Here is a 13,022-nt window from a genome sequence, read left to right as displayed (position 1 = left end):
CTAAGTAACTATGAAAAAGAAACTTTTTTTAATATATCTTTTTGTTGGTCTAACTGTAATAGGCTATCTTATCTACAGAACAGCGCTTTTTTCAAAATATGAAAATAAATTAATCGTAAGTAATTCAAAACCCAATTTTATTCTGGAGGATTTGCTTAATAAGCATAATATGAAAGTTGTTTATCTTAAAAGTTTTAATTATGATAAAAAATGTATAGGATTTGATGCGATAGTTAATAATAAATATTATATTAAAGTTACAAAACTTGGAAAGCTCAATAATGCCCATTTTATTCTTAATAAATCAAAAAAGGATTTTATTATTAATTATGAAATAACACCTTTCCCCCCTGATGTTGAAGTTCAAGTTGGACAATATTTTAGCTTTTATGATTTTCCATTTCATATAAATGAAGCAAAATATTATTTAGATGGTAAAGAATTAAAAAGAATTGATGATCATTTTACAGAAATTGTCTTTAAAGGAAATTATATTAATTTTTCTTTTAATAATAGAGATAAAAAAGATTTTGGCTATCTTACTCCCAATGAAGAGATGTCAGTAAGCTTTGTTTTATATAATAATGAACTATATGCTATTAATACTAAAAAATATAAAAACTATCCTTTTAAAAGCTTACATTCTTTATTAAGCGAGAATAGTCAGGAATAAAAAAGAGTAATGTTCCAAAAGTTAGTAATGAAAACAATCTTAAACACTAACTCATTGAAAATCAAATAAAATTAAAAACAATAAATTCCAAAACCAGAGTAGAAATTACCTACTCTGGTTTATTTTTGTCGAAAAAATATATTTAAATTATTGAGTGTAAATCCTAGTAATATTGACCAGTATTTTTCGGAGTAAACAACAAAGACTACCAATCCGGTATATAAAATTCCAGAGGAACTGAAAGGTACAGCCTACTACAAACCCGGTCGCTCTAATAACAATGACCTAATTGATTTGGAATGATTAATTAGATATTTTACCCAATGGATGTTGCCCAATGATTACTTTTTAAGTTACATTAGCCGTTTCAAATGTAACTTTTTACTGTTACATAATAACAAAATTTTGTAGAAACTTTAATTTAAATGAATCAAACTCAACATAACGTTATAATAAATTTTATTTGGAGCATTGCTGATGATGTCTTACGAGGAGTTTACTCTAGGGGAAAATATAGAGATATTATATTACCATTTACGGTTTTAAGGAGACTTGATGCAATTCTTGAACCTACCAAAGACGCAGTGTTAGAAATACACCAAAAATTAAACGAAATGAAAATAGATAACCAAGCTCCACAACTTCGTAGAATAAGCGGTTATGTATTTTATAACACTTCTAAATTTACTTTTAAAAAACTTTTAAATGAGCCCGGTAATATTCGTCAGAATCTAGAAAATTATTTGGATGGATTTAGTAGTGATGTTCAAGATATTATTAGTAAATTCAAATTGCGGAACCAATTAGAAACAATGGAGGAAAGCAACATAACCTTTCCATTGATTGAAAAATTTTGTACTAGTACGCTTAATTTAAGTCCCAATCCAATTGTAGATAAAAGTGAAAATCTGATTCACGAAGGATTATCTAATTTGGGGATGGGATATGTATTTGAAGAGCTAATACGTAAGTTTAACGAAGAAAATAATGAAGAAGCAGGAGAGCACTTTACTCCAAGAGAAATTATAAAATTAATGACACATTTAATTTTTGACCCTATAAAATCAAAAATTAAAGATGGTACATTTCTCATTTATGATCCTGCTTGTGGAAGTGGTGGTATGCTCACAGAAGCCGAACATTTCGCTAAAGAAATCAATCCCAAAGCAAACTTTATACTTTATGGTCAGGAATTACAACCTGAAACCTTTGCTATTTGTAAAGCTGATATGTTGATACAAGGTGGGAAGCCTGAAAATATCAAATATGGTTCTACATTAAGTAATGATGGGTTTCCTGATGTTCAATTCGATTTTATGCTTAGTAATCCTCCTTATGGTAAAACATGGAAGATCGATCAACCAGCCATAGTAGAAAAAAAAGAAATTATAGATTCCCGTTTTAAAATAGGTGTACCTCGAGTAAACGATGGGCAATTACTTTTCTTAATGAATATGGTTAGTAAGATGAAGACAAAAGATGACAGCCCTTTAGGAAGTAGATTTGTCACCATTCATAATGGCTCTGCTTTGTTTACAGGAGATGCTGGTCAGGGAGAAAGTGAAATACGAAAGTACTTATTAGAAAACGATCTACTAGAAGCCGTTATTGCTTTGCCAAATGACTTATTTTATAATACCGGTATTCCAACTTACATTTTTGTTCTATCCAACAAAAAAGAAGTTAAGCGTAAAGGCAAGCTTCAATTAATCAATGTTACAGACGAACTCTTTTTTGCTAAAATGCGAAAACCATTAGGGAAAAAGCGAGTAGAATTTAATGCTCAACATATCAAAACGATTACAAAACTATATTCCGATTTTGGCAACAATGAGTATTCTTTGATTTTAGATAATGAGGATTTTGGTTACTATCAAATTACAGTACATCAACCGGAAAGGGATAAAAATGGTAATTTAATAACCGACAGTAAGGGCAAGCAAAAAAGCGACATAAAAAAGAAAGATATAGAAAACATTCCATTAAAAGATGATATAGAATCTTTTTTTAAAACAGAAGTATTGACCTATGTACCTGATGCTTGGTATATTTCTAAAGAAACGAAAGTAGGCTATGAAATTAACTTTGCCAAATATTTTTATAAATATCAAGCTCCTAGAAGTCTGGCAGAAATTACCAAAGATATTTTGGCAGTGGAAAAAGAAACAGACAATCTATTAAAAGAAATTATTGAAGCTTAATTTAATGGCTAAACTAGAAAGCATATATAAGACAATTTCGCATCTTAATGATTTTCCAGAACATTGGAAAGTTTTAAGAATAAAGAATGTTTTTGTAGAAATAGATGAAAGAAGTGAATATGGAACAGAAGAATTACTCTCTGTTTCACATTATACAGGTGTAGAAATTCAGGGGTTGTTTCATAATAGAAATACCGGTGCACTGAATGGTCATCAACACAATCGACCCATTCTTTAATAAAAATCTTATTCGAAAGAGTATACACTTCGCTCAAAATAACTTCTGGAAACGTCAAAGACCCTACAAATTCTAATGAATTCAGGGAGCTATTAAATATTTTAATACCTTTTAAAAATTCCATCAAGAAAGATTTTCAATTATTCCGAAACACGCGGGTAAGTTACAATCATCGAATGGATGTAGAGCAAAGTGTCCTCTTTTGTCAGTAGATGTACCACATCCATCCTCAACTTTAATAAATGCTTTTCCTGAGTTTTCACCTATTAATTTTCCAATATTTTGCGACCGCTTCTTTAATCTATAAAATTGTTTTTTCAAATTTTCCTCTGAATCATAAACTGATAATCCAAATCCAGCTGGTTTTAACCCATTGACATTGAAATGATTTACAAAAAGGTCTTGATCTAAGAAATAGAGTGGTTTGAAATTTCTATCATCATTTCTATCGTCAAATAAAAAACGCCAGACTTCGTATTCACCATTATGAAATTGCGAAAAGTCTGCACCACTTAAGTACAGTTCACAAGCATATTTAAATTTTTTAGTTCCTGGCATATTAATGTTCCAAACTTACAAAAATAATACTATTGTTAATGAAATAATTTCAGCCTAAAACAATAGCCCTAATAACTTGGGGCTTTTCTCTATCATCTTTAGAAGGTTAAAATTTTTTGCTAATATGAATAAGATCGTATTAGTATCTTATAAAAATAAAAAAGATAAAGATGTTTATGCATTGTTTCGTGAATGTAGAAATTTAAGATGAAAAGATTTGTAAGCACTTAACAATCAAATCATCAAAATAAATTTTATATTAGTAGCATAAATAGCTTTACGAAAGTTATATAAATCAAATTGACGCAATGAGTAATTTGAAAGTTGTACGTAATTACTTTAAAACTATGTGGACATTAGAAAAAATAAATCAATTTATAAAAGATTGTATTGAGGAAAATATACATCTTGACTACAAAGGAGCTGGCTCCATAAGTAAAGTAAATGAAAAAAAGAAAGAAATTAGTAAGGATGTTAGCGCTTTTGCAAACTCTGATGGAGGAACTATAATTTATGGTGTTCGAGAATTCGATGAAATGGGTAAAACTCATCGAAAAGATTGACCCAATAGATGCAAATGACTACTCGAAAGAATGGCTAGAGCAAGTAATTAACAGTACAATATCACCAACTATTCCAAATATTATTATTACACCAATTCAAGTCGGTACAAAAGAAGAAAATAAGGTTGTTTACATTGTTGAAATTCCTAAAAGCAACACTGCACATCAAATGAACGATAAAAAGGTATTACAGAAGGTATAATTTTCAATCAATTGCTATGGAAGATTGGGAAATAAAAGATGTAATTAATCGATTGGAGAAAACCAATGTAAAACTTGAATTTACATATCTGCCACCTTTAAAGCTTTTAAAAGAACATCCTGAGAACGCTTTGGTATAAACCCTCGTTTTAATATAGCGTTAAAGAATCTTTTATAATAATATTACATTTAAATAAATCCTCGTAATGCTTACAATGTTGGAATTGCACTTCAGAAACATGAGCGATTAAGAAAAAGAGATAAATGAGCTTCCTACATAATATTGTTTGAAAAAATGATATTAAATTTGTAGTAGAAAAATGATAAGTGTATCTGCTTAAAATTTGATTTTTGACTTTCTTTAACTTATAATAATCCCTTATTTATCAATGTTTTGCTGTATATTTGCTACTATCCTTTTGCAAACCATTATTAATACGATATTTTACACTTTCTGTATCGGGAAGTAAAAATCTATTAAATATCAAATAATCATTTAACAAATCAAGAGGAGCCTATATTCATTGTCATTTTCTACAGGTGCGCGATGAATGCAGGGTAAAACTTTTTGTTCGGGATGATCTACTGCTAATTTCCATAGATGACCTAATCCCAAATTTATTGGCTTGGCATCGGCTGTGGGTTGATAATGCAGATCAAAATAATATTCCTTCAAGAAGGTTTCAAATTCTGCTTCCGGACCGTCATGTAATTCTTTAAGCTTTTCCCGGATTTCAGGAACTAAAATTTTTTGTACAGCCTGGTCGTTAGGTAAAATATCACTTGCAGTACCAAAATAAGTGCATAAAAAAGTGTTAGTACCAATAGGTGAGCGGTCTACATGATAAGAATATACATCTGTTGAAATGAAATCGAGCTCATCATCTCGTTCGTAATTTTTAAGTAAATTAAGTGATGGCGATGCCCCCAAATCACTTAATAATCGTAAATCATTTAAAATAACTTCTCTAGCGACATTACCATTTTCTGATAGTTGAAGAGATAAAAGATCTTCAGTAGAAATTTCTGTAATATTCTCTTTTAATTGAAGCTTAGATACAATCTCTTTGAAATCTCCCATTAAATTTCTGTGCCAACAAATTGCATTCACGGCTCCTTGAAAATGGATATTTACAAGTTCGGAAAAAGTAGAAACTACTTCAATTTGGTCGTTATCAGAAAATGTATTGCTCATCAATATAAGAAAATGTTTAGTCATTTAATTCTATGCAAAAATAATAAAGACAACTTTGAGATTAGCATTTTTTTCTCAAAACATAATGATTAAAACAAGTTAAAACTTTGTATACTGGCTTATCTTCATGTTGCAAGTAGAAATTGATGGAGTTCGACCTGAAGAATCTTTCTATTTAATTGCACAATCTGTCAATTTTTCAACATTAACATTACTGCCCAAGATAAGCAGGGAATCAATTAAAAGTAAAAGATATCCTTTATAGAACTTTCAGATTGTATCGATAAATATCTAAATGTTTATCGATATATATCGGTATGTATTGTAAGTCGTTTTGTGTTGAAATGTCGGTAATTTGCAGCATAAAAAATTAATTAAAATATCTTTTTTGATTTATAAAATATTTATTTGTTGTCAAATTTTAATAATAATTACATTATAAAGCATAGAAAAGATTGATAGCCTGTATATGATAATTATTAGTGCTAAAAATATAAATACTAGAAAGTATTCGGATTCTAAGAACATAAATGAATAATATAATAGGCCTTCTCTTCATTCTCGTTGATCCCTCAAAATGATAAGAAAATGGAGGCTCTTTTCAATCTTAATTTATTTAAACTAAAACATACAAAAATGAAAAAAATATTTTTTTTACTGATCCTTTCCATATATTCTGCAATTTTTGCTCAAGTGGGTATTGGTACGCCAAATCCTCAAAGAAGCCTTCATGTCAATGGTTCGTTACAAGTTACAAATGAACTTAATGTAGGAGGTAATAGTACTACTGCGGGTTCGTCTGGTCAGATTGGTCAAGTACTGAAATCAAATGGACCGGGTGCAGCACCTTCATGGCAAACTTTAGCAGGTGTTCCCTCGTCAACAGGAACTGTAATAGCTGTTAATGGACAGTTTTTAGTCGCACAGGAAATTACGGTTCAAATGACTGCTGACTTTACAGTCGTTGGATCTCCCGGCGCCACGGTTGCGAATCCCATTGGTAATCTGAATAATGAAATCATTGATAATGAAAATCTTTATGCAGGAACGGCTACAGCCAATTCTTTTAAAGTTTCTGCTGACGGGGTTTATCAGATTAATATGAATGTGCAGATATCTACCACCAATGCAACTTCACCGGTTATTGGTATATGGAATAATACCACTGGATCATGGGTAGCAAGAGTGAATGACAACTATGTAGCTCCAACTGGCGGATTACAAACATATACTTTAATTACCTCAATTCCGATGTTGGCAGCAAGTACCTATTCGTTTAGAGCTATAAATACGCAAGATTACACAATCAAATATTTAAGTACCGGCTCTACGGGCTCAGGTCCTGTCACGCAGGTTTCTGTGAGACGATTAAAATAAGCCAGTAAAAACAAATTGACAATTAATATTCTATAAAAGCAATACAAAAAACAAATCTATCTATTTTGTATAGCTAAAAAGACCTTCCTGACTGATCAGGAAGGTCTTTTTATAGCCTGAAACTTCATAATAACTGTTAGGAATTTTAAGAGTGCTATGTATTTTAATTTAGTGAAAATATAACTGTCTACTAATGTACACTTAAGGAACATAACTTATCTTCAAGTCATAAAGAATTGAAATTATTAATAAATTTAGCCCCACATGAAAGAGCAGGATACTACAAGCACCCAAAATGTATATTTTTATTCTTGTTAATTAGTTTAATTAAAATAATTCAGTATTTACTGGAAATAATTATGAAATTTAAAAATATATCAAAATTCCTATTATCAGTTTTTATAATTTTTTTCTTTTCATCAGCGGTGAAAAGTCAGGATAAATTTCCGGACGGAACAGCCATTCCACAATGGTTTAGAGATAATAAACAGACAGACATCAATAAATTAGGAAAAAAATATATTCTTACGGATTTTGGAGTTAAAAATGATAGCACTATACTTCAGACAAAACAAGTTCAGGCGATCATTGATAATGCTGCTAAAAATGGAGGCGGAGTTATCATTGTTCCAAAAGGAACATTCCTGATAAGTTCTATTTTTTTTAAACAAGGAACACATTTACATTTAGAAAAAGGAGCAGTTTTAAAGGGAAGTGATGATATTAATGATTTTCCGGTCGTAACAACAAGAATGGAAGGACAAACGGTAAAATATTTTCCGGCGCTTGTAAACGCTGACGGATTGGACGGTTTTACGATTTCAGGAAAAGGAACTCTTAACGGAAACGGACTACGATTCTGGAAATCATTTTGGAAAAGACGCGAATGGAATCCTAAATGCACCAATATGGATGAAATGAGACCTCGTATCATCTACATTTCAAATTCTAAAAACGTTCAGATTGAAGATATTACCGTAAAAAATTCACCTTTCTGGAGTACCCATTATTATAAAAGTCAGTTCGTAAAGTTATTAAATTTAACAATTTTAGCTCCAAAAGAGCCTGTAAAAGCGCCAAGTACAGACGCAATCGATATTGATGCTTGTTCAAATTTCTTGGTTAAAAATTGTTATCTATCAGTAAACGACGACGCTATTGCATTGAAAGGCGGAAAAGGTCCAAAAGCCGATAAAGATCCGAATAACGGCGAAAACAGAAACATCATCATTGAGAACAATACTTTTGGATTTTGCCATTCTGCATTGACTTGTGGAAGCGAATCTATCCACAATTACAATATTATTTTCAGAAACTCAACAGTGAAAGATGCTTCGAGATTGTTGCATTTGAAAATGCGTCCGGACACGCCACAACATTACGAATACATCACGCTTGATAATATCAAAGGAAATGTAAAAACGTTCTTATTTGTGAAAGGCTGGAGCCAATTTTTTGATTTGAAAGGAGAAGAAGCGCCGAAAAGGAGATTAGCAAATAATATTGTCTTAAAAAATATCGACATCAGTTGTGAAACAGCTTTCGACATTGAGAAATCAGACTTGTACGAGTTGAAAGATTTTACTTTTGAAAACCTAAATATAAAAGCGTTAAAACCTAAAGAGGAAAACTTGGACGCTATTAAAAATTTAAAGAAAATTAAAGTAAACGTTACCAAAATAGCTTCTCTCAATCAATCATACGATAAAAAAGACGATTCCGACGAAGGCAAAAAATAATGAATTATTCTTCCAAAATATTCTTTCTGTTATGTTTGTGCTTCCAGTTGCTGCATGCTCAAAGTAAGGAAATTCAATTCCTGAGCGGGACAGATTCTGAGCATACAAAAGAATGGGATTTTTGGATAAATGGAGGTCGGAAATCCGGAAATTGGGATAAAATTCAGGTTCCTTCTCAGTGGGAACAGCAGGGATTTGGCTCGTACAATTATGGAAGAGATTATGTGACTTATGGCAAAAACTTTAAATTTAATGATGAAGTAGGTTTATACAAACACAAATTTTTGGTTCCCAATTCATGGAAAGGAAAATCCATCAACATTGTTTTTGAAGGTTCAATGACCGATACCGAAGTGAAAATTAATGGAAAGCCTGCCGGAGCAATTCATCAAGGCGCTTTTTATGAGTTTAAATATGATATTTCAGATAAATTAAATTTCGGAAAAGAAAATATTCTAGAAGTCAAAGTTTCCAAAATGTCCGCCGACAAATCCGTCAACAATGCAGAACGTCTTGCCGATTATTGGATTTTGGGAGGGATTTTTCGTCCGGTTTATCTCGAAGCCGTTCCAAAAGAAAATATTTCGTGGACTGCGATAGATGCAAAAGCCGATGGAACTTTTCGCTCCAATATTCATTTAAAAGGAATCCAAGCAGTCAATAATTTAAAAGTAGAATTATTTGATGCTAAAAATATTCTGGTCGGTGAATCTCAACTTAAAATTGAAAAAGGAGATACTTTAAAACAAATCCAGTTTTCCGTTAAAAATCCCAAACTTTGGACGGCAGAAACTCCGAATTTATACAAAGCAAAATTTACTTTAAATAAAAATAAAAAAAACATCTATCAAACCGAAGAAAAATTCGGTTTCCGAACCATTGAAATCCGAAAAGGCGACGGAATTTACATCAACGGAACCAAAATCAAGATGAAAGGCATCAACCGACACGTTTGGTGGCCGGAAACTGGTCGAGCTGTCAGCAAAAACATTGATTTAATGGACGTTCAGCTTATCAAAGAAATGAATATGAATGCTGTACGTTGTTCGCATTATCCGCCCAATAGATCATTTTTAAAAGCTTGCGATTCGTTAGGATTGTATGTTTTGGATGAATTGGCGGGCTGGCAAAAAAAATACAGCACGGAGGTCGGAAAAAAGCTAGTGAGAGAAATGGTTACACGAGATGCCAATCATCCCTCAATCATTTTTTGGAGCAACGGAAACGAAGGCGGACATAATTTTGATTTGGATACAGAATTCGCGAAATATGATCTATCAAATCGCCCCGTCATTCACGCGCATCACAAACCGGGAAATGCTTTTAATGGAATTGATTGCAACCATTACGAAGATTATTACAGTACACAAAAAATTCTAGAAGGAGAAAATATTTATATGCCAACCGAATTTTTGCACGCTCAGGATGACGGCGGCGGCGGAACTTCTCTAGCCGATTATTGGGAACTTCACTGGAACTCAAAAAAAGGCGCCGGAGGTTTTATTTGGGCGTTCGCAGATGAAGGCTTAGTGAGAACCGATTTTAACAATCAAATAGATGTAAATGCCATTAACGCTCCGGATGGAGTTGTAGGTCCGCATCGTGAAAAAGAAGGAAGTTTTTATGCGATTCGCGAAATTTATAGTCCGGTAAAGATTGATTTGAAAATGTTATCGAATGATTTTAGCGGAATCATTCCTGTAGAAAATCGATATCATTTTACAAATTTAAATGAATGTCAGTTTGACTGGAAATTAATAAAATTTAAAACACCTTATTCCTCAGAGTCAGGATTTGATGTTCTGCAAAAAGGAAAAGCAGAATCTCCTAACATTAAACCTACAGAAAAAGGAAATATTAATTTAAATCTTCCTGCAAATTGGAAAGAAAGTCAGGCTTTATTATTAACGGCGACCGATCCTTTCGGAAAAGAAATTTATACCTGGACCTGGAAAATCTCGTCTAATGATGAAATTTCAAAACAGTTTCAGAAAACTTTAACCAAAGAATTTCCGGTTTCTGTCGCAGAAAATGATTCTTTATTTATTTTAAAATCAGATGAAAAAGAATTTTCATTTGGTAAAAAAGACGGATTATTAAAATCTGTCATTATCGATAAAAAAGGCAAGAAAATGACTTTCCGAAACGGACCTGTTTTCGTAAATGGAAAAGTAGAATTATCATCCATAAAATCTTTTGCGGAAGGAAAAAATCAACTCATTGAAGTATCCTATAAAAATGGAAATAAAATAATCTGGAAGCTGAATCCTGACGGAATTTTAGAATTAAATTATGAATATGCACTTTCAGGCGATTATCCGTTTGCAGGCGTAAGTTTTGATTATCCTGAAAATTATGTGATCAGCTCAAAATGGCTTGGAAAAGGTCCTTATCACGTCTGGAAAAACCGTACTCAGGGACAGACGTATAATGTTTGGCAAAATTTGAAAAACTCAACCAGAATAGGTTCTTCGCCTTGGATTTATCCTGAATTTAAAGGATATTATGATAATGTTTCGTGGTTGCAGCTAGACACCGCAGAAGGTAAAATCACGGTTGGAACAAAAGAGGAAAAGATGTTTGTAAGACTTTTTGATTTTTATGGAATTTACGGCGCAGAAGGTTATCCGAAATTGCCGACTGGAAATATTTCATTTTTAGATGCCATACCACCTTTGGGAACTGTTTTAGCATTTAACATTAACGATAAAACCGAATCTTTAGGAAAGGAAAGCGAACTGAATCATCTCAACGGAACTTTTAAAAGAACACTTTACTTTTATTTCGGATTGCCAAATTTAGGCGATGAAAATAAACAGTTTACAATGCCAAAAGAAAATATTTTAACGGATTAATGATGAAAAAAGGGACAGGATTTTTGATGCTTTTTATTTGTTCGTTGATGTTTGCTCAACAAACGACTTTCAAGTTTGATTTTGGTGGTGAAAGAGCAGAAAACGGATTTATTCCAATCACTTCAACTTCAAAATTTGACAAGAAAATTGGCTACGGATTTATGGATATTTCCAACTTAAAATCCGTTGACAATGGAGGAAATACATTGACCGGAGATTATATTACAAGCGACAAGCCTTTCTATTTTTCGGTGGCGATTCCTGAAGGAAATTATGACATAAAATTAACGTTAGGCGACAGTAAAGGAACTTCCGAAACGACAATTCGTGTAGAAAATCGTCGTCTGATGCTGGATGATGTGAAAACAAAAGAAAAGGAAATTATTGAAAAATCAATTACCGTTCACGTTAAAGACAGTATCATTCGTAATCAAAATGGAACTCAGATCGGGATTGTAAAATTAAAACCGAGAGAAACAAAATACCTGCATTGGGATAATCTGTTTACGATTGAATTTAATAATAAAGCTCCAAAAGTTTGTGCATTAATCATTCAGCCTAATAAAACAGCTAAAACGATTTATATTACAGGAGATTCTACAGTTGTAGATGCGCAGTACGAACCTTGGGCTTCTTGGGGACAAATGTTGCCGTATTTTTTTGTTCCGAAAGAAGTTGTGATTGCCAATTATGCCGAAAGCGGCGAAACGTTAAAAGCCTTTGAAGACCGCCACCGAATTGATAAAATTTGGAATAAGATCAAGCCCGGAGATTATCTATTCATCCAATTTGGACATAACGACCAGAAATATGGAAACAGCACAAAATCCGGATATAGAAAAAGATTACAAGAATGGATTCTCAAGGCAAAACAATTAGGAGCAATTCCGGTTTTGGTTACTTCGATGAATCGTCATGTTTTTGATGAAAACAATAAAATTGTCAATACGTTGGATGATTTTCCTTCTGCGATGCGCGAAATTTCAAAAGAAGAAAATGTATATTTAATTGATTTAAATGCAATGAGTAAAATGCTTTTCGAAGCGATGGGACCGGAAAATTCTAAAAAAGCATTTGTCTATTATCCTGCAAATTCTTATCCCAATCAACCGAATGCTTTGGCAGATGACACTCATTTTAATACGTATGGAGCTTATGAATTGGCAAAATGTGTGGTAAAAAGTATCGTAGATCAGAAGTTGCCTTTGAGTAAATTTGTTTCCAAAAATTATAAAGGTTTTGATTTAAATAAACCTGATGCAGTCGAAAAATTTCATTGGCCTGAAAGCATCTTTATGGAATCTTTAAAACCTGATGGAAACTAGAAAAATCAGCTTAAACGTAAAGTTTAAAGAACCACGAAGTGGTTCAATATGAATAGCATCGGGTGAAACTCGGTGAAAAATGTAAATAATATCATTT

The 13,022-nt window shown here is 32.2% G+C and carries 12 protein-coding genes; 10 read left to right on the top strand and 2 right to left on the bottom strand.

Annotated features, from left to right (window positions below; genetic code table 11):
* Window positions 1-10: 10 nt before the first annotated feature.
* The 3 genes from EG348_RS00240 (at window position 11) to EG348_RS00230 (ending at window position 3,112) form a co-directional block, all read left to right on the top strand.
* The gene (locus EG348_RS00240; protein WP_123979572.1) at window positions 11-673 is read left to right on the top strand and encodes a hypothetical protein; all 663 of its coding nucleotides are present in this window, start codon (window positions 11-13) and stop codon (window positions 671-673) included.
* 425 nt (window positions 674-1,098) lie between these two features.
* Window positions 1,099-2,874, top strand: a complete 1,776-nt coding sequence (locus EG348_RS00235) for a class I SAM-dependent DNA methyltransferase (RefSeq protein ID WP_123979570.1) — start codon at window positions 1,099-1,101, stop codon at window positions 2,872-2,874.
* A 4-nt stretch (window positions 2,875-2,878) separates the two neighbouring features.
* Window positions 2,879-3,112, top strand: coding sequence for a hypothetical protein (locus tag EG348_RS00230; RefSeq protein WP_123979568.1), 234 nt, complete (start codon window positions 2,879-2,881; stop codon window positions 3,110-3,112).
* 123 nt (window positions 3,113-3,235) lie between these two features.
* On the opposite strand, the gene EG348_RS00225 is transcribed toward EG348_RS00230, so the two are convergent.
* Window positions 3,236-3,670 carry a hypothetical protein gene (locus tag EG348_RS00225; protein WP_123979566.1) on the bottom strand — a complete coding sequence of 145 codons (435 nt, stop codon included), beginning with the start codon at window positions 3,668-3,670 and terminating at the stop codon, window positions 3,236-3,238.
* Between the two features lie 347 nt (window positions 3,671-4,017).
* Here EG348_RS00225 and EG348_RS21810 point away from each other — a divergent pair, with 347 nt between their 5' ends.
* From EG348_RS21810 to EG348_RS21980, 3 genes are read left to right on the top strand one after another with little or no spacing between them, the layout of a single operon-like run.
* Window positions 4,018-4,233 (top strand): helix-turn-helix domain-containing protein, encoded by a 216-nt coding sequence (locus EG348_RS21810; protein ID WP_228414812.1) that lies wholly within the window; start codon window positions 4,018-4,020, stop codon window positions 4,231-4,233.
* Window positions 4,202-4,435: a hypothetical protein gene (locus EG348_RS21805; protein WP_228414811.1), complete on the top strand. Its 234-nt coding sequence runs from the start codon at window positions 4,202-4,204 to the stop codon at window positions 4,433-4,435. Before EG348_RS21810 ends, EG348_RS21805 begins: the two co-directional genes overlap by 32 nt.
* A gap of 16 nt (window positions 4,436-4,451) precedes the next feature.
* Window positions 4,452-4,574: a hypothetical protein gene (locus EG348_RS21980; RefSeq protein WP_262696694.1), complete on the top strand. Its 123-nt coding sequence runs from the start codon at window positions 4,452-4,454 to the stop codon at window positions 4,572-4,574.
* A gap of 356 nt (window positions 4,575-4,930) precedes the next feature.
* On the opposite strand, the gene EG348_RS00215 is transcribed toward EG348_RS21980, so the two are convergent.
* Window positions 4,931-5,629 carry a DUF1826 domain-containing protein gene (locus EG348_RS00215; protein WP_123979564.1) on the bottom strand — a complete coding sequence of 233 codons (699 nt, stop codon included), beginning with the start codon at window positions 5,627-5,629 and terminating at the stop codon, window positions 4,931-4,933.
* A 636-nt stretch (window positions 5,630-6,265) separates the two neighbouring features.
* Here EG348_RS00215 and EG348_RS00210 point away from each other — a divergent pair.
* From EG348_RS00210 to EG348_RS00195, 4 genes are all read left to right on the top strand, one after another.
* Window positions 6,266-7,006 carry a hypothetical protein gene (locus EG348_RS00210; RefSeq protein ID WP_123979562.1) on the top strand — a complete coding sequence of 247 codons (741 nt, stop codon included), beginning with the start codon at window positions 6,266-6,268 and terminating at the stop codon, window positions 7,004-7,006.
* Between the two features lie 359 nt (window positions 7,007-7,365).
* Window positions 7,366-8,745 (top strand): glycoside hydrolase family 28 protein, encoded by a 1,380-nt coding sequence (locus EG348_RS00205; protein WP_123979560.1) that lies wholly within the window; start codon window positions 7,366-7,368, stop codon window positions 8,743-8,745.
* The gene (locus tag EG348_RS00200) at window positions 8,745-11,600 is read left to right on the top strand and encodes a glycoside hydrolase family 2 protein (protein ID WP_123979558.1); all 2,856 of its coding nucleotides are present in this window, start codon (window positions 8,745-8,747) and stop codon (window positions 11,598-11,600) included. Before EG348_RS00205 ends, EG348_RS00200 begins: the two co-directional genes overlap by 1 nt.
* Window positions 11,600-12,925 (top strand): rhamnogalacturonan acetylesterase, encoded by a 1,326-nt coding sequence (locus EG348_RS00195; RefSeq protein ID WP_228414810.1) that lies wholly within the window; start codon window positions 11,600-11,602, stop codon window positions 12,923-12,925. The genes EG348_RS00200 and EG348_RS00195 overlap by 1 nt, the downstream gene beginning before the upstream one ends.
* Window positions 12,926-13,022: the final 97 nt, after the last annotated feature.

It is taken from the genome of Chryseobacterium sp. G0201, from assembly GCF_003815655.1.
GTDB lineage: Bacteria > Bacteroidota > Bacteroidia > Flavobacteriales > Weeksellaceae > Chryseobacterium.
The sequence above is the reverse complement of the archived record's forward strand: the minus strand, read 5'-3'. Positions and strand labels throughout refer to the sequence as shown.